Origin of the sequence: Shewanella sp. OMA3-2 (assembly GCF_021513195.1) — a bacterium.
Classification (GTDB): Bacteria; Pseudomonadota; Gammaproteobacteria; order Enterobacterales; family Shewanellaceae; genus Shewanella.
In genome coordinates this window covers 499663-521537 of the sequence record NZ_CP090974.1, presented here as the reverse complement: position 1 = coordinate 521537, position 21875 = coordinate 499663, and the positions used below count along the sequence as shown (strand labels likewise).

At 41.3% G+C, this 21875-nt stretch carries 20 protein-coding genes, 1 tRNA gene and 2 rRNA genes; 6 read left to right on the top strand and 17 right to left on the bottom strand.

Going from position 1 to position 21875, the window contains the following annotated elements:
* Window positions 1-36: 36 nt before the first annotated feature.
* The 3 genes from L0B17_RS02385 to L0B17_RS02375 all read right to left on the bottom strand — a co-directional run bounded on the left by L0B17_RS02385 (window position 37) and on the right by L0B17_RS02375 (window position 2127).
* Complete coding sequence (locus tag L0B17_RS02385) at window positions 37-597, bottom strand: C40 family peptidase (protein WP_235089497.1); 561 nt, start codon at window positions 595-597, stop codon at window positions 37-39.
* A 214-nt stretch (window positions 598-811) separates the two neighbouring features.
* Window positions 812-1003, bottom strand: a complete 192-nt coding sequence (locus L0B17_RS02380; RefSeq protein ID WP_235087305.1) for a hypothetical protein — start codon at window positions 1001-1003, stop codon at window positions 812-814.
* Between the two features lie 5 nt (window positions 1004-1008).
* Complete coding sequence (locus L0B17_RS02375; protein WP_235087304.1) at window positions 1009-2127, bottom strand: anaerobic C4-dicarboxylate transporter; 1119 nt, start codon at window positions 2125-2127, stop codon at window positions 1009-1011.
* 306 nt (window positions 2128-2433) lie between these two features.
* Between L0B17_RS02375 and L0B17_RS02370 the strand changes: the two genes are divergently transcribed.
* Entirely contained in the window at window positions 2434-3207 is a 774-nt protein-coding gene (locus L0B17_RS02370; RefSeq protein WP_235087303.1) for a substrate-binding periplasmic protein, read from the top strand.
* Window positions 3208-3316: 109 nt separating this feature from the next.
* Here L0B17_RS02370 and L0B17_RS02365 read toward each other — a convergent pair whose 3' ends face one another.
* Window positions 3317-3871, bottom strand: coding sequence for a BON domain-containing protein (locus L0B17_RS02365; protein WP_235087301.1), 555 nt, complete (start codon window positions 3869-3871; stop codon window positions 3317-3319).
* Window positions 3872-4072: 201 nt separating this feature from the next.
* On the bottom strand, window positions 4073-4573 hold the full coding sequence (locus tag L0B17_RS02360; protein WP_235087299.1) for a hypothetical protein: 501 nt from the start codon (window positions 4571-4573) through the stop codon (window positions 4073-4075).
* 260 nt (window positions 4574-4833) lie between these two features.
* Here L0B17_RS02360 and L0B17_RS02355 point away from each other — a divergent pair, with 260 nt between their 5' ends.
* On the top strand, window positions 4834-6192 hold the full coding sequence (locus L0B17_RS02355; protein ID WP_235087298.1) for a sigma-54 interaction domain-containing protein: 1359 nt from the start codon (window positions 4834-4836) through the stop codon (window positions 6190-6192).
* Here L0B17_RS02355 and L0B17_RS02350 read toward each other — a convergent pair.
* The 7 genes from L0B17_RS02350 to L0B17_RS02320 all read right to left on the bottom strand — a co-directional run bounded on the left by L0B17_RS02350 (window position 6189) and on the right by L0B17_RS02320 (window position 12380).
* Entirely contained in the window at window positions 6189-7853 is a 1665-nt protein-coding gene (locus tag L0B17_RS02350) for a diacylglycerol kinase family protein (RefSeq protein ID WP_235087296.1), read from the bottom strand. The two genes, L0B17_RS02355 and L0B17_RS02350, sit on opposite strands and share 4 nt — an antisense overlap.
* A gap of 61 nt (window positions 7854-7914) precedes the next feature.
* Window positions 7915-8109 carry a hypothetical protein gene (locus L0B17_RS02345; protein ID WP_235087294.1) on the bottom strand — a complete coding sequence of 65 codons (195 nt, stop codon included), beginning with the start codon at window positions 8107-8109 and terminating at the stop codon, window positions 7915-7917.
* 98 nt (window positions 8110-8207) lie between these two features.
* Entirely contained in the window at window positions 8208-8384 is a 177-nt protein-coding gene (locus L0B17_RS02340; protein WP_235087293.1) for a DUF1328 family protein, read from the bottom strand.
* A gap of 412 nt (window positions 8385-8796) precedes the next feature.
* On the bottom strand, window positions 8797-9978 hold the full coding sequence (locus tag L0B17_RS02335) for an NAD(P)/FAD-dependent oxidoreductase (RefSeq protein WP_235087291.1): 1182 nt from the start codon (window positions 9976-9978) through the stop codon (window positions 8797-8799).
* Window positions 9979-10238: 260 nt separating this feature from the next.
* Window positions 10239-11249, bottom strand: coding sequence for an NAD(P)H-dependent glycerol-3-phosphate dehydrogenase (gpsA, locus tag L0B17_RS02330; RefSeq protein WP_235087289.1), 1011 nt, complete (start codon window positions 11247-11249; stop codon window positions 10239-10241).
* Window positions 11250-11252: 3 nt separating this feature from the next.
* Window positions 11253-11738, bottom strand: a complete 486-nt coding sequence (secB, locus tag L0B17_RS02325) for a protein-export chaperone SecB (protein WP_235087288.1) — start codon at window positions 11736-11738, stop codon at window positions 11253-11255.
* Window positions 11739-11945: 207 nt separating this feature from the next.
* Window positions 11946-12380 (bottom strand): rhodanese-like domain-containing protein, encoded by a 435-nt coding sequence (locus L0B17_RS02320; protein ID WP_235087286.1) that lies wholly within the window; start codon window positions 12378-12380, stop codon window positions 11946-11948.
* 337 nt (window positions 12381-12717) lie between these two features.
* On the opposite strand from L0B17_RS02320, the gene gpmM reads away from it, so the two are divergent.
* Genes gpmM through L0B17_RS02300 form a run of 4 tightly spaced genes read left to right on the top strand, consistent with a single transcriptional unit; the run spans window position 12718 to window position 17438 of the window.
* Window positions 12718-14262, top strand: a complete 1545-nt coding sequence (gpmM, locus tag L0B17_RS02315; RefSeq protein WP_235087285.1) for a 2,3-bisphosphoglycerate-independent phosphoglycerate mutase — start codon at window positions 12718-12720, stop codon at window positions 14260-14262.
* A gap of 10 nt (window positions 14263-14272) precedes the next feature.
* Window positions 14273-15406: a murein hydrolase activator EnvC family protein gene (locus L0B17_RS02310; protein ID WP_235087283.1), complete on the top strand. Its 1134-nt coding sequence runs from the start codon at window positions 14273-14275 to the stop codon at window positions 15404-15406.
* Window positions 15407-15441: 35 nt separating this feature from the next.
* A complete protein-coding gene (locus L0B17_RS02305; protein ID WP_235087282.1) occupies window positions 15442-16653 on the top strand; it encodes a S41 family peptidase in 1212 nt (403 codons plus the stop codon).
* Between the two features lie 29 nt (window positions 16654-16682).
* A complete protein-coding gene (locus L0B17_RS02300) occupies window positions 16683-17438 on the top strand; it encodes a divergent polysaccharide deacetylase family protein (protein WP_443019917.1) in 756 nt (251 codons plus the stop codon).
* Here L0B17_RS02300 and L0B17_RS02295 read toward each other — a convergent pair.
* The 5 genes from L0B17_RS02295 to L0B17_RS02275 all read right to left on the bottom strand — a co-directional run bounded on the left by L0B17_RS02295 (window position 17413) and on the right by L0B17_RS02275 (window position 21843).
* Window positions 17413-17868 (bottom strand): Rrf2 family transcriptional regulator, encoded by a 456-nt coding sequence (locus tag L0B17_RS02295; protein ID WP_235087281.1) that lies wholly within the window; start codon window positions 17866-17868, stop codon window positions 17413-17415. The two genes, L0B17_RS02300 and L0B17_RS02295, sit on opposite strands and share 26 nt — an antisense overlap.
* A gap of 34 nt (window positions 17869-17902) precedes the next feature.
* Window positions 17903-18154: a YkgJ family cysteine cluster protein gene (locus tag L0B17_RS02290; RefSeq protein ID WP_235087279.1), complete on the bottom strand. Its 252-nt coding sequence runs from the start codon at window positions 18152-18154 to the stop codon at window positions 17903-17905.
* A 330-nt stretch (window positions 18155-18484) separates the two neighbouring features.
* A tRNA-Asp gene (locus L0B17_RS02285) sits at window positions 18485-18561 on the bottom strand.
* A 104-nt stretch (window positions 18562-18665) separates the two neighbouring features.
* Window positions 18666-18781: ribosomal RNA gene (gene rrf / locus L0B17_RS02280) — 5S ribosomal RNA — on the bottom strand.
* A gap of 159 nt (window positions 18782-18940) precedes the next feature.
* A 23S ribosomal RNA gene (locus L0B17_RS02275) occupies window positions 18941-21843 on the bottom strand.
* Between the last annotated feature and the right edge of the window lie 32 nt (window positions 21844-21875).

Below are 21875 nucleotides of genomic sequence, written 5' to 3'. Positions count from 1 at the left end.
TTTTTATTGGCAATCACCACACGCAAAATACGTGGGCTATAAAGCTGGCTGTTGTTGAGCATAATCCACTAAACTGACTAAAGACATATTTTGCTCAAACGTGGTGCTTTTTAACCGTTTAGCAAACCAAAATCTCGGTTTCCAATACACGTTATTTAAGCTTGAAATCTTAACCCCTTTTTTAGTTGATGCATGTAAAAACCTGGCATCTCCCATGTAAATGCCCACATGACGAGCGCTTCTACCTGTTTTAAAAAAAACTAAATCACCCACTTCTAAGGCTTCACGTGGGATTTCTTTACCTAACACACGTTGCGCATTGACCGAGCGAGGTAACTTCTCACCCACTATGTCAAGATAAGCTAAATACACAAAACCTGAGCAATCAACACCTTGTTTACTCATGCCACCTAATCGATAAGGCGTGCCCGCCCAATTCTGGTGGTAAGCTAATAAATTAGGCTCGCTCCACTTAGGTAATTTGGGCTCAGCTTTTACAATCACAGGCTTTTCTGGAGGCTTAACCACTGTCACGGGAACCTGAGTGGCACAAGCACTCAATAATACCGACACGCTAATAAGCGATAATTTCTTTATCAATTTATAGACCTCTAAGCCTAAACATATCTGTTAATCACACTACACTTTGTTTAAAAAGATTAACTTATCATTATACTGTTCAAGTAATAAACAGCGTAATTTACACCAGTTAAAAAAAATCTCAAAATAAAACTTTTTTCATCTAAAAAGTAAAATGACAGCTTGTTGCTTGCCACTTATAAGCATCAACTATGATAACGTTAAACCATGACTAATTTATCGCCACCGACAAGAAGTAACCCACCAAGGTTGCGGTGATGACGCCAATAAACCCAGGAATAATAAAGCTGTGATTAAGCACATACTTACCAATATGGGTTGTGCCAGTTCTATCAAAACTTATTGCCGCTAAATCGCTTGGATAAAATGGGAAAAAGAAGTAGGCATAACACGCTGGTAGCACACCTATTAGTACTGGCGCCGGATCCCTAATGAAAACCCTAATGGCAACATAATGGTTAATACCGCTGCTTGGCTTTTTAAGAATATCGATGACACAAACATAGCAATGGCAAATGTCCACGGATAAATACTGACAATATCGCTCACCGCATTCACTAAGTAGGTTTTATGGTGCTCTATAATAGTGTCACTCATCCATGCGATACCAAAAATAATGATGACCGCTGTCATACCTGCGGTAAACACATTACTGGTGACAATTTTTTTCGGTGATATATTGGTGGCTAGTAATATGATAGCGCCGACAGACAGCATCATAAACTGAATCGCAACCGACATACTGACACCACTAGGTAACACTTGCTTGCTAAACATTGCCACCATGATAACGGCAAAAATACCCAATAAAAATACGGTTAACCCTTTTTTTGCAGTCGCTTCTGCGGCAGGCGTTTGTACTTGCTCAGCACTTGGGTCTATTAATGATTCGCGAAATTCCTTATCAATTAGACGAGCCTGAAACTGTTGATCTTTATCCAAATCTTTACCGCGCTTTAGACTCCAAGTACACGCCACCAGCAAGCCGATTAAGGTCGCGGGAATAGTCACCATCAATACATCAATTAAGCTGATATCAAGGTTATTATCGACCGCAGTTGCCAATACCACAGCCGCTGCGGCGGCTATTGGACTTGCTGTAATCCCCATTTGTGAAGCCACTGTAGCCATTGCTAATGGGCGCTCTGGTCGAATACCTTTTTTATATGAGACATCATAAATAACCGGTAAAAGTGGGTAAACCGAATGACCAGTACCAACAAGTACGGTTAAAAAATAAGTACAAAGAGGACCTAAAAAGACGATATGTTCAGGGTGTTTACGTAACAGCTTTTCAGCAAACTTGACCAACAGTTTTAAACCGCCAGTGGCCTCTAGCGTTGCTGAGGCAGCGACTACAGCCAGAATAATCAGCATTACGCTGACAGGAGGCGCACCTGGTGCTATACCAAATACAAAAGCCAGTACTGAAACACCTAACCCACCCAATAAACCAAATGCGATTCCGCCGTGACGTATGCCGACAAAAATGACGGTTAATAGCAACAACATATGTATATAAAACATTATCAATACCCACAATATTAAGTGCCTATTGCAGATATAACACAGCAGAAAATACAGTGGGTGACCTAAATCAAGCTATTGGATAAAGTGCCGCACCTGATAGATAAAACTGTGAGTTATTGAACACTTTTTATTTTATTTATACTCATCCAACTAATTAGTTTATAAAAATCAACTTGAAAGGTTATCGCAGCTAAGCAATATACCCTGATTAACAAACTGCCACGGATATATACTTTTGACTTACAACGAGTCTAAGTTAATCTTAAGTGTAATAGAGTAGCGATACAAAAAGAGTGGCAACTAATGAATCAACTAATAAATGAGTACTTTGATGCCAAGCAAAAACCTTTAACAGCGCACTTAAGCATAATGTTAAGTGGGTTATTATTTTTACTTACAAGCCAAGTAGCAATAGCTGCTGAAGTTGATAGAGTCATAACTATTGCCACCCAAGAATGGGCGCCCTACCAAATGGAAGTTGGCTTGCAAAATGACGGTTATGCGATAGAAGCGTTAGCTTGTGTGATGGATAAACTTCAGCAACCTTATAAGGTTGTATTTCTCCCATGGGGTCGTGCACAGCTAGAAGTAAAACAAGGAAAGTACGATGGTTTCTTTTCAGCCTCGCAAAATAGCGCAAGAGACCGCTATGCTGTTTTATCAAATACTTTTATTGCGCAGCAATGGAACTTTTACTTACTCAAGCACACTTCTATACCTTTAAATAAAGACGCCATAAAATCAAATGCACAATTTGGTGGTCGTAAGCACTCTAACACCACGTTCTGGCTACAAAAAAATAATTATAACGTTATCCACCAAGCAAGCTCTCTCGATGAATTAATTCATTTACTGGAAAAAAATCGTATAGGTGCAATCTTAGAAAGCGATTTATTTTTTGAAGCTGCTGCCAAACGAGTAAACATTCCATTAAGTGACTTTTCTGTGGTGCCCAATCTAGATAGATCGTTAGGAGTTTATTTTGGCAAAATATTTTTGAAGCAATATCCCGCTTTTTTAGATAAATTTAATCAACATACTGAAAGCTGTAGATTTACTTCAGAGCAAGCTAACTAAACGATATAGCCAAATAGCTTCAATTAACTGAGGGCATAAAAAAGCCAGCATGCAAGCTGGCTTTCTCGATTTAATGTGACACTAATGTTGATAACTTATTGACTCTGATTTATGAATCAGCGATACGCAGTTCGTCAACCACTTTATCTACATCGTCAGCATTTTTCGCAATTGCGACAACTAAATCACGTTCAGCATCACTTGTGACCGTACCTTTTAATGTCACAACACCAGATTTAACATCAACATCAATTTTAGAGCCCGCTACATCGTCAGAAAACAGCAAACGAGTTTTAACAATCATAGCAACCTTAGCATCAGTTAGATCATCACCTAAATCGCTATCGTTACTATCATCTTGTTGCTTCAAAACAGTCAATTGATTATCAATACTTTTTACGCCGTCCAAGCTTTTAACCAGCTCACCCGCTAATGACTTATCAATACTGCTATCAACTTTACCCGTTAAGGTAACCTTACCGGCATGCACATCGGTATTGATGTCAAACGAGTTAAGGTTGGTATTGAGCAATAATGTGGTTTCAACTTTACCATCAATCCATGCGTCTTTAGCGTCATCCTGCCAATCTTGTGCTGCATTTGCAGAAAAAGCCATTGCACCAAGCATCGTACTTACTACTAAAGATAATGTTGTCTTATTCATAAAGATATCCTCCATTGTTTATCTCAACATAAGTAATGCGCAAACCGTGCCAACAAACATAAGTTACTGTTATAATTTATTTTTATGTTTAATTTGCTATTTTTACATGTATGTAAGTCTGATTTTTTTGGACATTTTTACCGACAACAGGTAATTTTTTCATCTTAGTGATAACTCATATTCAAATAACAATGCGATCACTCAATTAGCGGCACCTTTACGACTCACATACAGACTGTTCATGCTATCACACCCCATTTGCAGCCACGCACAGCCTTCAGCTAATTGTTGAGCGACCTTCTTATTTGTCGCCTGGCGAGCGGCCCACTTAAGTTGATGTAAAGCCTGTTGCTCTATATCTAGTAATAACCCTATCGCTGTCCATAGTTTGTCTTGCTGTATCATTTTACCTGCCTGAGCATAGCCATCAGTAAAGGAAAATAAACTAATTGGTTGGACATCATTTGAGGCTATCCCGTCTTGCTTAGCCTGTTGAAATAACGGCACTAGATGCTGCAGCATCGATCTTCTCGTTTCTGCCATATCCATAAAAATACGCTTAATATTATAGTCATCTGCATCCGCAACGGTTTGCGTGTAAAACAGCTGCCCTGCTTGACACAAATTAATGGCATCGCTAATTACTCCTAGGTCAATTTGCTTGCTTGATAAATGGTTGATATGTGAATATTGCAATGTCATTTCTCCTATCATTAAATAACTAATAGCTATCCTGTAATATTTATAGTCATAATGAATAAACTATTATTGTTTACCCTATGATTAACTCATGCATAATTCGTACACAAAACAAAAAATACAATAAGACATTAATAAATAAGGAATTAATAACAAACACCCCCAAATGTAAACAGTATGTTAAGAAATAATTACCGATTGTTATTGTCAAATTTACAAAGTGGCCATTAATGAAATGACCACGAAAAAGGAGTAACACTGACATGGCTAGTCCTACCTTGTTTTACCATTTGCTCCACCCTCAAACAGCAACACTGCTTCTAAAAGCACCTAGTTGTGGACGTTTTAATAAAATAGCGAGTATTACGGAGCTCCCCTGGCTAACACAGCTTGAAGCGAGTAATGCGGATGTGGCAATTATTGAAGTATCTCAATTAGGCCAAGCTGATTATGACTGCCTTACAGATAACGCCTTAATGTCTGATATAGAATTTATCTTCTTAAGTGAGGGAAAACCCAACCCTCACCTTGATAAATTAATGTCAAAGGGCGCGGGCTATCACTTTAGACAGCCATACAATATGGAACTGATTGATGACACCCTGAATGATTTTGCTCAAGACTTATTGTTAGAGTCAACTAAGCGCCAACAGGTATTATCAAGTGAACTCGATCAATACGGATTATTAGTTGGATCATCCCGTGCAATGCATAAGCTGTATCGCACGGTTCGTAAAGTCGCGGTGACTGAAAGTAATGTGTTAATTGTTGGCGAAAGTGGTGCAGGTAAAGAATTAGTAGCCAACACGATTCATCTTGCAAGTAACAGAGCAAACGAGCCTTTTATTGCAATTAACTGTGGTGCACTCAGTCCAGAATTAGTTGACAGTGAGCTATTTGGTCACGTTAAAGGGGCTTTTACGGGGGCACACCGTGATCATCGCGGGGTATTTGATCAAGCAGAAGGCGGGACATTATTTCTAGATGAAATTACTGAGATGCCTATTGATCATCAAGTGAAATTATTAAGGGTATTGGAAAATAGTGAATATCGCCCTATTGGTAGCACCAGCCTAAAAAAAGCCAATGTGCGTATTGTCGCCGCGACCAATCGTGATCCAGCAAGCGCTATTGAACAAGGTCTTTTTCGTGAGGATTTATACTTCAGACTTGCTCATTTCCCTATTCGCGTTCCACCGCTACGTGACAGAGGTGATGATATTAGCGGGTTGGCAAAACACTTTTTAGCTTATCGAAATGTAGCAGAAAAACTCACCAAAACCTTTACCCCAGAAGCTATCAGCTTTATTCAACAACAGCGCTGGACAGGTAATGTGCGAGAGTTAAAACATGCTATTGAAAGAGCATATATTCTCGCTGATGACACGATCGACCAAAGTCATTTTAACACCTTTGAAACCGAGTCTAAGCCAGAAAATACCACAGATAAGATTCAAGTACCTTCAGGTATGCGTTTAGATGAAATTGAAAAGGTCGCTATTTTTCAAGCACTAGACAAGGCTGGAGGCAATAAAAATGAAACCGCCGAACAATTGGGAATAAGCGTTAAAACCTTATATAACAAACTCAGTAAATATGAAGATAACAGCAGTACCGATTAACGCTTCAAGATTGGGCTTGTTGCTGGCACAAAAACCTTCAGAGACTTTGGCACAACCTCTACCGTGACATCATTAGCCTCAAAAAGCTCTCCATCAATCACATAAGGTGTTTTTTGTTGAGCTTTTAGGTATATCTTTTTAGCTTGGGCATGATGTATTGCATCAGGCTTATTGTTAGCTTGATTCCACAAACGAGAAACACCTGTAAACAGTAAATCGACTAAACTCATTAACTGCTCCTGTGATGACTCTGTAGGTTCAATCCAAGTAATATCGAGTAATCCATCAGTAATATTAGGCTCACCATTACCTTGTGCGAGTAAACTGGTAAACGGAGCAGAATTGGCTATTACTATACTAGTGGTCTCAATTGTATGTGTTTCACCATCATCTAATTGTATAGACAAAGATAGCGGCTGATTTTCATCAATCGCATTCCATAAACCACTTAAGTAAGCAAACTGACCCGATTCATTTTTCTTGTCTCGATTCGCGCTTTCAATCATCTTATGCTCAAAGCCAATACCCACCAGCAATAGCATTATTCGTTCATTACACAGTGCTGTATCAATAGGTTGGTAATGACCTTGAATCAAAATATCCACGGCTTGAGAAACAGGGATCAGCTTACTGCCTACACCAAATAAGGTATGCGCCAAAGCATTTGTTGTCCCCATAGGAATAATACCTAATGTGATTGAGGTGTTAACCAACATAGAAGCCACCTCGTTAACGGTGCCATCACCACCGCAAGCTACAACAATATCAGCCCCACGCTTAACGGCTTCGCAGGCTTGCACAGCTGCATCCTTATCTTCCGTCGTCTCAAGCAGCTTTACTCGATAATAGCTCGATAAGGTTTGTTGAATATACTCAGCATCATCCTGCCACTTACCCCCGCCCGATACTGGATTAGCAATTAAATAGAGTGTTTTATTAATTTTAATCCGATTTTGCTGATACATTTGAGAGACTTTAGCAAATTGCCATTTATTCAAACGGGCGGTATGGCGAATTTCATTAATAGAGCTCAACACCTCATCTAAGTGACTTTTGTTATCGCGACAAGCAAGATAAGCGGCTAATACTAATACCGAACGTCCACGGCCTAGCGCACAATGCACTACCACTTTCTTACCGTTACGCACCTGATTATTAAGCCAATTGATCGCCTGGTTGAGTTGCGCTTCTGACGGGACACTATGATCTAAAACAGGCACATTTAAATAATCGATATCCTCAGCCAATAATGTGCCATCTAATGCATCAAATTCAGCGGTCACATCAAGAATAGCATCAACCCCTTGGGTTTTAAGGTAGTCAATATCAGAAGGAAATAAACGACATGCTAAATAGAGCTGATCTTCAATCTTTTGAATTGCGGGTACCTTATCGTGTTTTCTTGCCCAAGCATTATAAATCTGGCATCCCAATAGAAAAGGCACAAAGCCCCAACTGATATACCAAGGAATTGAACCATTTTGCTTTTTACGGAAAACACCACCAGCATTAAACCAATAAGCAAAACTCACTAACCCCAAAGATAATGCCAGCCAGCCAATAAAAAATTTAGCCCACGGAGAATTAAGTAGCACACACAAAATCACAGCCAATAATGCGCCGGCTGTGTAGTAATACTTAATATTTATCTTGGTTAGCATATAGATGTCCTATTTTGGAAACAGCAAAAAGCGGCGCACTATAGTGCGCCGCTTAGTTTCTTTAACAATCAGGATCTTCTGCTTTAAGACCTTCTTTTACATCTTCACACGCATCTTCAACTGCATTACCGGCGTCCTTCATCATTTCATCAACTTTCTCGCCCGCATTTTCAGCTTTATTGTCTGAACATGCCATCATACCTACTGTTGTTAATCCCAATAAAACCATGATGCTTAATTTTTTTAGTAAATTCATATTGATCTCCTTGACCACTAGGTCATTCCATTTGTGGTTACTATATTTAGATATATTCATCTTCTATCATTAAATAATAAGGCGTCGCTTACATAGCGTTATGCCTTTGGCGCCTTACCTCGTATTGCACTTGCCACTAAAGAAATAACAAGTAATACGATAAAAATAAAGAAAATTATTTTCGCAATACCGGCTGCTGCACCTGCAATACCACCAAAACCTAATAAGCCAGCAACGATAGCGATAATTAAAAACATCAATGTCCAACCTAACATAAGTAATCTCCTTAAATATGAAATGATAAATAACACACAAAAATCAACTTATAATAATGAACAACTGTTTGTGTATCGTTTAGCTAACTTATACTAAGCCAACTTCATGCCAAACTTACATGAAATATATAACAACATGATAATAAAGCAAAATAAATTTGTATTTTTTATTACCTCACCATTAACTCACGCAATTATTGGCAAAAATTACCGACAATTCGGTAAGAGTTTCAAATTAATGATGGGACAGTAGACACATCAGTAAATATTGGAAATAACAAATCAAGATAGAGATAATTACAGAAAGATGATTTAGAGAAAGTGAAAAAAGATATAAGCAAAAATAAAAAATAACAGAAAGTGATAAAGCTGAGTTCCTCTGTGTTTTATCAGAAGAACTCAATAAAATTCTTTAAACAGCTAACCCAGCAGCCACGCCAGACGACCATGCCCATTGGAAGTTGAACCCTCCCAGCCAACCACTGACGTCCATCACTTCACCAATAAAATACAATCCAGAAACATTATTGGCTTGCATGGTTTTAGATGACAGTTCATTAGTATCTACACCGCCCAGAGTGACCTCTGCTGTACGATATCCCTCTGTACCATTCATTACTATTAACCAGCTGTTTAACTCACTAGCCAGCGTTTCACGTTCGCCATGACCAAGTTGATTTAACGCTTTGTCTAATTGCGCCTCTTCAAATAACGCTTCAACGAGTCGTTTTGGTAGCCATTGGCTTAAGGTATTTCGTAAACTTTGTTTTGGATGATGTTTCAGTGCAAACTCGATTTTATCTACAGCATTTTCACCTGGCAGTAAATTAATTGAAATCGCTTCACCAGCCTGCCAGTAGTTTGATATTTGCAATACAGCTGGGCCAGACAGGCCGCGATGGGTAAATAATAATGCTTCACTAAACTGGGTGCCATCTTGTGCGGTAATCGTTGTAGGTACAGCAATACCCGATAACGGCTCAAAACGAATTTTTTGTTCAGCATGCCAGGTAAAAGGCACTAAACCTGCGCTAGTTGGCAGCACTTTTAAACCAAACTGCTCAGCCAGCTTATAACCATAAGGCGTCGCGCCAAGTTTAGGCATTGATAAGCCACCTGTGGCTATCACGAGTGATTCACAGCTAAAGTCACCATTAGAGGTAGTAAGATTAAAGCCTGTACCCGTTTTACTAACAGATAAAATATCCGTGCGCAGCTGGACTTTTGCCCCAGCCCATTCGCATTCGGTCATCAGCATAGTCACTATTTCTTTGGCTGAGTTATTGCAAAATAACTGTCCGTGATCACGTTCATGGTATTCAATACCATGACGCTCAACCAACTCAATAAAATCACTTGAGCGATAACGTGCTAATGCCGATTTGACAAAATGGGGGTTACTGCAAAGAAACTGATGCGGTTCAACCTTTTGATTAGTGAAGTTACAGCGACCACCACCACTGATCAAAATTTTACGTCCTGCTTGTTTTGCATTGTCTAACACCAAAACATTACGGCCACGATAACCCGCTGTAGCAGCGCACATTAACCCTGCTGCACCGGCGCCGATAATAATTACGTCATGATGTTTCACTGTTGAGACTCTCTTTAAACAAGTTGGTTATACTGACACTAGGGTCGCAGTCCCTGCGTAGGCCACCCATGGCCGTCAAGGATAATTACTTCCATGTACAAATCCTTTACGTATGCCATCCATGGCCTTCAAGGATAATTACTTCCATGTACAAATCCTTTACGTATGCCATCCATGGCCTTCAAGGATAATTACTTCCATGTACAAAAAAGGGCGCTATATTAGCACCCTTTTATCGGTATTTGTATATTCGCTAGCCGTTACACTGTTTCTGATTTTTTATCTCGACTTAATAACTCTTTAGCCGCATCAACAGGCGCTTTACCTTGATAAAGTACTTGATAAATTTGCTCGGTTATCGGCATTTCTACCCCTAGTCGTTTTGCTAAGGTAAATACCTCTTTGGTATTTCGATAACCTTCAACTACTTGGCCAATTTCAATTTGCGCAGTATCGACATCACATCCTTTTCCAAGGGCGAGCCCAAAACGACGATTTCGAGATTGGTTATCAGTACACGTCAGCACTAAATCACCTAAGCCCGCCATCCCCATAAAGGTATTAGCGTCAGCGCCTAGTGCGACACCTAAGCGAGTTAACTCAACTAAACCACGAGTGATTAATGCTGTGCGTGCATTCGCGCCAAAACCAATGCCGTCAGACATGCCAGCGCCAATGGCGATAACATTTTTAACCGCACCGCCAAGCTGAATACCAGTGAAATCATCATTGGCATATACACGTAACCGTTTTGGGCTGTGTAACAGTTCAACTAAATCATGGGTAAACTGCGGACAAGTACCAGCTACTGATATCGCAGTTGGTAAACCTGCGGCTAATTCTTTGGCAAATGTAGGGCCCGACAATACCGCTAGGGGATATTGCTCACCCAATTGTTCACGTGCTACATCCTGTAATAAGCGGCCGGTTTCAGGCTCTAGACCTTTGGTCGCCCATACAATACGAGCGTCACTGCGCAATAACGGTTTAGCTTGTTTTAGTACATCACCAAAAACATGGCTTGGTACAACAACCAACACATTTTTACTGGCGGCTAAGGCTGTGGCCAAATCAAGTTCAATTTGTAAACAATCAGGAAATGTTATGCCAGGCAGGTAAGTTTCATTACTGCGAGAGTCAGCCAAAGCCTGCATGCGCTTGGGATCATGTCCCCACAATAAGGTTTTATGACCGTTGCTTGCTAAAGAAATAGCAAGGGCGGTGCCATAAGACCCCGCCCCAATTACCGTTATTTCGGCAGTGCTGTTCATCACTTACGCGTTAGCTTCAGCTGGGGCTTCTGCAGCTGCCGCTTGACGCTGTTGAACATATTGAGCAAATAATGCATCAAAGTTCACTGGCGCTAAGTTAAGTTGTGGGAAAGTACCACGGGCAACTAAACCAGAAACGGTTTCACGCGCATATGGGAATAATACGTTAGGACAATAAGCACCTAAAGAATGCGCTAGTTGTGGCTCAGTTAAACCTACTATAGAGAAGATACCTGCTTGCTGAACTTCACATAAGAAAGCTGTTTCGTCACCATTTTTAGCGGTAACAGTTAAAGAAAGTACTACTTCATAAGTGTCGTCAGATAACTTAGCACTACGCGTGTCTAGGTCTAACTTAACTTCTGGGTTCCACTCTTTTTGGAAAACTGCTGGGCTATTTGGTGTTTCAAAAGACAAATCCTTTGTATAAACACGCTGAATGTTAAACTGTGGTGCAACTGCTTCGTTGTTTGCTATTTCTTCAGCCATGATATCCTACCTATTTAATGTTATTTTTCGCTTTTCTGTGGAGCGAATATGGTGTTAGGCTTGTAAGCGAGAATAATCTCGCATTCCCTTAAAATCGATAATACAGCTAAAAAATCACTAAGCATTTTACGTCAATAAGACCAAAACTTAATGGTATTGATTACTCATCAATACGATGTTTTTACTGCAATATGATGAACCTAGTGACTATCTCTTGCTTTTGACAACTGGCATATTTGCTGATTGCCAATCACCCATACCACCTTTAAGGTTATGTACGTTTTCAAAGCCTTGCTTAACAAGAAGTTGAGCTGCTTGAGAAGATGTCATGCCAGCGTTACATACTAATATAATGGGGCTGGTTTTAAACTTTTCAAGACTCGTTGCCTGATTATTTTTAATTTCAGACAATGGTACGTTTATCGCGTCAACGATATGACCCTTTTTAAACTCTTCTTTGCCACGAACATCAACAACTTTAGCGTCTTGCTTGTTCATCATTAGCGTGAGTTCATGATTGTTAACAGTCTTTACTTTTGATGTACCTGATTTGAATGTTGTCACAATTAAAGCAAAAAATAAGCCTGCCCAAGCTAAAGACAACATTGGGTTTGCTCTTAAAAATTCAATATATTCTTGCATGGTCACTGCCTATAACGTATCGAGCTAAGATTAATTTGGCCAAGAGTATATACCCAAACAAGCTTAAGATATAGGGCTCAGAGTGACATCAAAGAGGTTAGGTAAGATTCATTATTGGGAGATATAGTCATTATCTTTCAGACGTGTTTCATCCAGAATTATGCGCCCCGAATAAGGTCAAAAAACTTAATTGCACAAATGCATCCGCATAAATGAAATTTAATCACCTGTTAGGGCAATCGAGAACCTAAGCCTGTTGCCAGCAGCCAATAAGTAGTAATATTTGTCCAATTTCATTTTTAATTTCATCTTTAACACTTTAAATAAGGGTATTTCCATGACGACAACTAAACGTCCGCTGGCACTGCTTATTCTTGATGGCTGGGGCTATCGTGAAAATCCGCAAGATAATGCGATTTTTCACGCTAACACACCGGTCTTGGATAAGTTAACTGCCACCTATGCTAACAGCTTAATTTCAGGTTCAGGTCTTGACGTAGGTTTACCTGATGGCCAAATGGGTAACTCTGAAGTTGGCCATATCAACATTGGTTCTGGTCGCATTGTTTATCAAGAACTCACGCGGATCAGTAAAGCCATTGAAGATAATGAATTTGAACAAAACCCAGCACTAATTGACGCGGTAGACCAAGCCATTGCCGCAAACGGCGCTGTGCATATCATGGGATTATTATCACCAGGTGGCGTCCATAGCCATGAGCAACATATTGAAGCTATGTGCCGCATGGCCGTTTCCCGTGGGGCTAAAGCAGTTTACTTGCACGCCTTCTTAGATGGTCGAGACACTCCACCAAGAAGCGCCAAAAACAGTATTGAACACTTCAATACTGTTTTTGCTGAAATAGGTACAGGTCGTATTGCATCCCTAATTGGACGCTACTTCGCATTAGATCGTGATAACCGTTGGGATCGAGTAACTCAAGCTTATGAGCTGATCACTGAAGGCAAAGGAAAGTTTGAATATGCAAACTCAGTCGATGCACTTGAAGCCGCTTATGCACGAGATGAAAATGATGAGTTTGTCGCTGCGTCAGCTATTGTTGATACAACAGGCCAAGCAGCGACACTGAATGACAACGATGCATTGATTTTCATGAATTTCCGTGCAGATCGCGCGCGTCAAATCAGCCGTAGCTTTGTTAATCCAGATTTTGATGGGTTTGTTCGCCATAAAACCCCTAAAATTAATTTTGTCATGCTGACACAATATGCAGACGATATTCAGGCACCAGTGGCATTTGCATCAGACAACCTTGTTAATACACTTGGTGAGACACTGCAAAAGCAAGATAAAACTCAGTTACGTATTTCTGAAACAGAAAAATATGCTCATGTAACTTTCTTTTTCAATGGCGGTAAAGAAGCCCCATTTGACGGTGAAGACCGCATTTTAATTGAGTCACCTAAAGTGGCGACTTATGATTTACAACCAGAGATGAACTCAGCAGAGCTCACAGACAAGCTGGTAGGGGCGATTGAATCAAGCAAATATGATGTGATTATTTGTAACTACCCTAATGGCGACATGGTTGGCCATACTGGTAAGTTTGATGCTGCTGTTAAAGCGTGTGAAGCTGTTGATGCGTGTATTGGCCGAGTAATAGAAGCGTTAGCCAAAGTTGGGGGTGAATGTATTATTACCGCTGATCACGGTAATGCTGAACAAATGACAGATCCAACTACAGGGCAAGCTCATACTGCGCACACAAGTGAATTAGTTCCTTTCATCTATGTCGGTCGTGATGCTACTATCAAACCTAACGGCCGCTTATGTGACATCGCACCAACGATGTTAACGTTAATGGGGCAAAGTGTGCCAACCGAAATGACTGGCCGCTGTATCATTGACTTAAAAGAGTAATTAATTACCTGTGATAACTCGTTTCTTTGTTAAAGCCAGCATTTTTGCTGGCTTTATAATACTATCTTATGCCGCTACAGGCGCCGACCTCAGCAAACGTCAGTCTGAGTTAAAGTCTATTCAGACACAAATCAGTGCGCAGCAAAATGATTTAAAAAACACTTCAAAACAGCGAGAGAAGCTCATTAATTTGCTTAAAAAAGATGAGCAAGCCATCGCACGTGCGGCAGGCAGGGTCAATGAAACTCAAACATCATTAAAAAATATCAGCAGTCAATTAATCGAGTTAGAAAAACAACAAAGAAGTTTAACTGCACAAAAGGTTGGACAACAAAAAACGTTATCAAAGCAACTATCTAGCGCTTATTTAGCCGGAAACCATGATTACAGCAAGATGATGCTTAATCAGCAAAACCCTGCAACCATTGAACGCATGCTGGCTTACTATCAATATTTAAACAATGCCCGAATCAAAGCGATCAGCAAACTAAAAACGACTAGTGAACAATTAGCTGAAGTTAAAAACAAACAAGTCAAAAAGCAACAACAACTGAATACTGTGATTATTGACCAAAAACAACAAGCTAAACAATTAAGTAATGAACAAAATCAACGCCAGCAAACCTTAACTCAAATTCAGCGTACACTTTCTGATAAAGGTGCTCAGCTAGAACAATTACAAATTGAAGAAGCAAGCTTAAAACGTATTGTTGAACAAGCGGTTGTGACAGCAAAAGCCAACCCATTAATGGACGGACTTGAAAATCGAAAAGGTAAGTTAAGTTGGCCAACAAAGGGCCGCATGAGTGAACGTTTTGGTAGTAGCCGTTCAGGTCAAATAAAATGGAAAGGCGCCGTATTAACCGCGCCAGAAGGTCAAAACATTAAAGCGGTTGCCGCAGGTAAAGTCATCTATGCCGATTGGTTGCGTGGTTTCGGCATGGTAATGGTACTTGATCATGGTAAAGGGTATATGAGTCTATATGGCCATGCCCAAACCTTATTTAAAGAGGCTGGTGATAATGTTAATGATGGTGAATCGATTGCTTTAGTCGGTCGTTCAGGTGGACAGACCGAACCTAGCCTATACTTTGAGATAAGACATAAAGGGCAAGCGGTCGATCCGGCAAGATACTGTCGCTAGGATGGCTCAAACTGCCTATGGTTAACGGGGCAGTTATGCATCAAATCATTCGTTATATCAGTTGCTTTACACTTGGCGTCTTCGTGGCGCTATCAATCAGTATCTCAAGTTCAGAACATGCTAATCCGCAATCTACCGATTATCATTTTGACTACCCACTTTTGGTCGATATTATTGATACTGTCGAAACTTACTACGTAGATAGAATAGATCGCCAGCAACTTATTGATGCTGCGATAAAAGGGATATTTGAACAACTTGACCCCTACTCTGGATTTCTAACCCATGACGATTTTCAAGCGATAAACGACTCCAATAAGGGGGAATATTTTGGCTTTGGTTTTGAGATCGCGACTGAAGATGGAAAAATCACCATCATCACTCCATTCAAAAACTCGCCAGCTGAACGCGCGGGTATTAAAGCGGGTGATAAGATTATCAAGCTTAATGATACACTTATTGATGCCACAAACCTGCAAATGGTGTTAAGCGAAATTAGACAGTATAGTAATGACAACAAAGCTATTTCCTTAAGCCTCCTTCCTATCGTAAATAAAACACCGATTACCATCACCTTACAACCTGACTTTATCCACATCAATTCTCTTAACAGTGAAATTATTAATGACGATATTGGTTACTTACACCTAACAAGTTTCCAAGAAGACGCTACTGATGCGATAAGTGAACAAGCAACAAAATGGCAGCATGTACCATTAAGGGGGCTAATTCTAGATTTACGAAATAACCCAGGCGGACTACTCGACCAAGCGATTAGTATTGCAGATTTATTTCTTGATCACGGTCGAATAGTGACAACTACTGGACGTATTTTTGATGCAAATGAAGATTACTACGCCTCCCAAAAGACTATTTTTGCTAACATACCCATGATTGTGTTAATCAATAAAGGCTCAGCATCGGCTTCAGAGGTTTTAGCCGCGGCGCTGCAAGAGAATCATCGCGCAACCTTATTAGGAGAAACCAGTTTTGGTAAGGGAACTGTTCAAAGTGTTATACCCATACTTGGTCAAAGTAATGCGATAAAACTGACTATTGCCAACTACAGCACCCCTAATGGAAATAATATAAACACCATAGGCATTACTCCAGATATCGAAATAGCAATTACTGCTGTTACAGACGAGATGAATATGCCTATAATCGGTGCAGAAAAAATATTAAACAAAGATTACGATCAGCAAATCGACTCAGCCATCGCCTGGATAGATAGCAGAGAAAACTAAATAAAATAAAAAAGAAAATAATAATAACTGTGCGATTTTTATCGATAATAATATTACAATTTGCCTGTTTTTCATCAACATACGCAGCAAACCTAGCTATCATCATTGACGATATTGGATACCGTCAAACAGATGAGGCTGTTTTGTCACTGCCTAACAATATTACCTTATCAGTCTTACCCCACACACCTTTAGGACAAAAACTTGCATTAGAAGGTCATAATAAAGGCCATGAAATAATGATCCATTTACCTATGCAAGCTTTAAGCGGTAACGCCTTAGGCCCTGGTGGACTAACCAATGACATGAACGAGCAACAAATTAAGCACGAAATAACATCCGCTTTTGGAAATATCCCTTATGCCCGAGGGGCAAATAATCACATGGGTAGCTTACTGACTCAATTAGAGAAGCCCATGCTATGGGTGATGCAAAGTTTAAAAAGCAAACAAGCTTACTTTGTTGACAGCATGACAACAAAATACAGTAAGGCGAGTGATAAAGCTAAAGCGGTAGGGGTGCCTTTATTACAGCGACAAGTCTTTTTAGATAATGACTTACATCAACACGCACTTGAAAAGCAGTTTAAAAAAATTATTTTACAAACAAAACAACAAGGAACATTAGTTGCAATTGCACATCCATATCCTGAAACTATTGCCTACCTCAAGGCCAACCTTCCTAGGCTGAAACAAAATGGTATCAACTTAGTACACACTTCAGATCTACTTGCGACTGATATTGCTAAGGTATACCCAATTAGCTCACATCAAACACTGAGATAGATAAATCAGGCAAGGTTGAAATTAACTCTGCTTTATTATTCACTATATCCGCTAATGAATATTGATCCAATACCGCCAAATAAGCAGCAACCGCTTTCCCTAGTACCCCTTTCAAATTACATACAGGGGTAAAGCGACAAAAAGGTTCTTCACAATTAACAGCAATTAATGAGTGTTCTAGCTGTCTAACCAGCAAGCCTATTTGAATATCCTTAACAGGAATAGCCAATTTAAACCCGCCACTTTTACCTCGAATAGTTTTTAAATAGCCTAATCTTCCAAGCTGATGAACAATTTTAGCGACATGATTTGATGATAAATCGAAAACTTTAGTAACCTCAGCAATACGGAACAAAGCTTCTCGCTCTGGTTGTACAGCAAGGTACATCAAAATGCGGATACCATAATCTGTATAGCGGGTTAATTGCATTGATAAACCATACTCTATAAAAGAAAAAACGACTTTAGCATGTTGAACGCTCTAAATCAGTGATCAACCATAAAGCTTGCTCATATGAAGCACCACAAACATCTATACTTGCAGAGAAACCACTACACACTGAAGGTCTCTCTGGTCTACCAAAGATCATACATAGATTTTTATCGCTTAATTGAGTACAACGGACACCTGCAGGTTTCCCATCAGGCATTCCAGGTATAGCGCTCGTAATCGACGGTGAAATACAACACGCGCCACAACCTAACCGACAATCCATTCTAATCTCATATAATAAAGTAACATCAATTATATATCTGATATACCGTTTAAAGAAACACTAACCGTTCTGGCTCAACAATCAACACACTTAAATAAAGGCATGCTTTATGACAATATCGATGAACGTCCAAGTATATTTCAAATAACCATAATATCAGCAATACATTAATCGGAACGATAAGTTTTCCTCAAAGAAGCTCATCAACCACTTTAATCATATCTACAATTGAAGTTATACCAATTAATTATAATGATATAACGCTGAATAAGTTTAAATTACACATACGAAAAAGGCCTTTGCATTGCTGCAAAGGCCTTCATCTTAAGTTGGCGGAGCGGACGGGACTCGAACCCGCGACCCCAGGCGTGACAGGCCGGTATTCTAACCAACTGAACTACCGCTCCTTTAGTAAAATGCTTACGCAAGATACTAAATGCTTTTTAAGTCGCTAGTATGTCATAACTAGGAGACTTGCTCTTTCGAGCATCTCTTAACGAGATAATTTGGCGCCTGGAAATGACCTACTCTCACATGGGGAGACCCCACACTACCATCGGCGATACTGTGTTTCACTTCTGAGTTCGGAATGGGATCAGGTGGTGCCACAGCTCTATGGTTTCCAGACAAATTTGGTTTATCTAACACACTCATTGTGCATTAAATAATAATTCGGAAAGCTGATTTGCTTACGCCCTTATCAGAGCTTCGCTTATTTGAGTTTTCGCACTGCTTAAGTGTCACATTCTAATACTAAGTCGTATCAGTAAAACCCATCTGGGTTGTATGGTTAAGCCTCACGGGTCATTAGTACAAGTTAGCTCAACGCCTCACAACGCTTACACACCTTGCCTATCAACGTAGTAGTCTCCTACGGCCCTTTAGAGAGCTTAAAGCTCTAGGGATGACTCATCTTGGGGCTCGCTTCCCGCTTAGATGCTTTCAGCGGTTATCGATTCCGAACGTAGCTACTGGGCAATGCCATTGGCATGACAACCCAAACACCAGCGGTTCGTCCACTCCGGTCCTCTCGTACTAGGAGCAGCTCCCCTCAATCATCCAACGCCCACGGCAGATAGGGACCGAACTGTCTCACGACGTTCTGAACCCAGCTCGCGTACCACTTTAAATGGCGAACAGCCATACCCTTGGGACCGACTTCAGCCCCAGGATGTGATGAGCCGACATCGAGGTGCCAAACACCGCCGTCGATATGAACTCTTGGGCGGTATCAGCCTGTTATCCCCGGAGTACCTTTTATCCGTTGAGCGATGGCCCTTCCATTCAGAACCACCGGATCACTATGACCTACTTTCGTACCTGCTCGACGTGTATGTCTCGCAGTTAAGCTGGCTTATGCCATTGCACTAACCGTACGATGTCCGACCGTACTTAGCCAACCTTCGTGCTCCTCCGTTACTCTTTGGGAGGAGACCGCCCCAGTCAAACTACCCACCAGGCACTGTCCTCAACCCCGATAAGGGGCCAGAGTTAGAACATCAAAACTACAAGGGTGGTATTTCAAGATTGACTCCACTCCATCTAGCGACGAAGCTTCAAAGTCTCCCACCTATCCTACACATGTAGGTTCAATGTTCAGTGCCAAGCTATAGTAAAGGTTCACGGGGTCTTTCCGTCTAGCCGCGGGTATACGGCATCTTCACCGCAATTTCAACTTCACTGAGTCTCGGCTGGAGACAGCGTGGCCATCATTACGCCATTCGTGCAGGTCGGAACTTACCCGACAAGGAATTTCGCTACCTTAGGACCGTTATAGTTACGGCCGCCGTTTACTTGGGCTTCGATCATGAGCTTCTCTTGCGATAACCCAATCAATTAACCTTCAAGCACCGGGCAGGCGTCACACCGTATACGTCATCTTGCGATTTTGCACAGTGCTGTGTTTTTGATAAACAGTTGCAGCCACCTGGTATCTGCGACTGCCGTCAGCTTAGGGAGCAAGTCCCATCACCAACAGCAGCGTACCTTCTCCCGAAGTTACGGTACCATTTTGCCTAGTTCCTTCAGCCGAGTTCTCTCAAGCGCCTTGGTATTCTCTACCCGACCACCTGTGTCGGTTTGGGGTACGATCCCTACTAACCTGAAGCTTAGAAGATTTTCCTGGAAGCATGGCATCAACTACTTCATCACCTTAGTGACTCGTCATCAGCTCTCAACGTGTACATTTAAGTACGTGTTCCCGGATTTGCCTAAGAACACCGCCTACTACCTTAAACGCGGACTACCAACGCCGCGCTAGCCTAGCCTTCTCCGTCTCTCCATCGCAGTTAGCAGAGGTACAGAAATATTAATCTGTTTTCCATCGATTACGCCTTTCGGCCTCACCTTAGGGGTCGACTCACCCTGCCCCGATTAACGTTGGACAGGAACCCTTGGTCTTTCGGCGAGGGAGTTTTTCACTCCCTTTATCGTTACTCATGTCAGCATTCGCACTTCTGATACGTCCAGTGTGGGTTACCCCTTCACCTTCAACCGCTTACAGAACGCTCCTCTACCGCTTGCAGTAAACTGCAAACCCGTAGCTTCGGTGGTATGTTTAGCCCCGTTAAATCTTCCGCGCAGGCCGACTCGACTAGTGAGCTATTACGCTTTCTTTAAATGATGGCTGCTTCTAAGCCAACATCCTAGCTGTCTAAGCCTTCCCACATCGTTTCCCACTTAACATACACTTTGGGACCTTAGCTGACGGTCTGGGTTGTTTCCCTTTTGACAACGGACGTTAGCACCCGCTGTCTGTCTCCCGAGTAGTACTCATTGGTATTCGGAGTTTGCAAAGGGTTGGTAAGTCGGGATGACCCCCTAGCCTTAACAGTGCTCTACCCCCAATGGTATTCGCTCGAGGCGCTACCTAAATAGCTTTCGAGGAGAACCAGATATCTCCGAGTTTGATTGGCCTTTCACCCCCAGCCACAAGTCATCCGCTCATTTTTCAACATAAGTCGGTTCGGTCCTCCAGTTGATGTTACTCAACCTTCAACCTGCCCATGGCTAGATCACTCGGTTTCGGGTCTACGCCTTGCAACTAAACGCGCAGTTAACACTCGGTTTCCCTACGGCTCCGCTATTCGCTTAACCTCGCTACAAAACGTAAGTCGCTGACCCATTATACAAAAGGTACGCAGTCACGGTCTCAAGAACCGCTCCCACTGCTTGTACGTATACGGTTTCAGGTTCTATTTCACTCCCCTCACAGGGGTTCTTTTCGCCTTTCCCTCACGGTACTGGTTCACTATCGGTCAGTCAGGAGTATTTAGCCTTGGAGGATGGTCCCCCCATATTCAAACAGGATGTCACGTGTCCCGCCTTACTCGTTTTCATCTATGGTTAGTTTTCATGTACGGGGCTATCACCCTGTGCCGCTGTGCTTTCCAACACATTCCACTAACACCCCATAGACTTAAGGGCTAATCCCCGTTCGCTCGCCGCTACTAGGGGAATCTCGGTTGATTTCTTTTCCTCTGGGTACTTAGATGTTTCAGTTCCCCAGGTTCGCCTCATGCAACTATGTATTCACTGCATGATGACCACTTATGTGGCCAGGTTTCCCCATTCGGATATCGTTAGCTCAAATGCTTATTACTAGCTCGCCAACGCTTTTCGCAAGTTATTACGTCCTTCATCGCCTCTGACTGCCAAGGCATCCACCGTATACGCTTAGTCACTTAACCATACAACCCAAATGAGTTTCACTTGCGTGAAC